This is a genomic window from Caballeronia sp. LZ003 (assembly GCF_031451465.1).
Classification (GTDB): domain Bacteria; phylum Pseudomonadota; class Gammaproteobacteria; order Burkholderiales; family Burkholderiaceae; genus Caballeronia.
Genome location: NZ_JARUXJ010000219.1, coordinates 1 through 368, shown reverse-complemented (window position 1 = coordinate 368; position 368 = coordinate 1). Strand labels below are relative to the sequence as shown.

Annotated in this window: 1 protein-coding gene; it reads left to right on the top strand. The window is 56.2% G+C overall.

Annotation, left to right across the window (positions count from 1 at the left end; genetic code table 11):
- Positions 1 to 15 precede the first annotated feature (15 nt).
- Positions 16 to 368, top strand: a 353-nt coding sequence (locus QCE79_RS34915) for a hypothetical protein (protein WP_404989485.1), incomplete at its 3' end; no start/stop codon positions are given.

Below are 368 nucleotides of genomic sequence, written 5' to 3'. Positions count from 1 at the left end.
GTCATGACGCTTACCGTGGACCCTGTCAAGGCGGCCGACGAGGAGTCGACGTACTGGCTGGTACTCTTTGACCAACCGCCTGAGGCCAGTGCACCTCTGCCAGAGGCAAGTGGCCATGATGTCACCACCTACGAAGCGGCCATCCAGCGCCTGGAAGATGAGAACCGGGCATTGAAGTCGCATCTGCAGGACACGCTTGATCGCTCAGCCGTATCAAACGAAGAACTGAAAGCGTCGAACGAAGAACTTCAGGCGATCAATGAAGAGCTGCGTTCGGCCAAGGAAGAGCTGGAGACAAGTAAGGAGGAGCTGCAGTCCGCCAACGAGGAGTTGACCACGGTCAACTTCGAATTACGCATGAAGGTTGA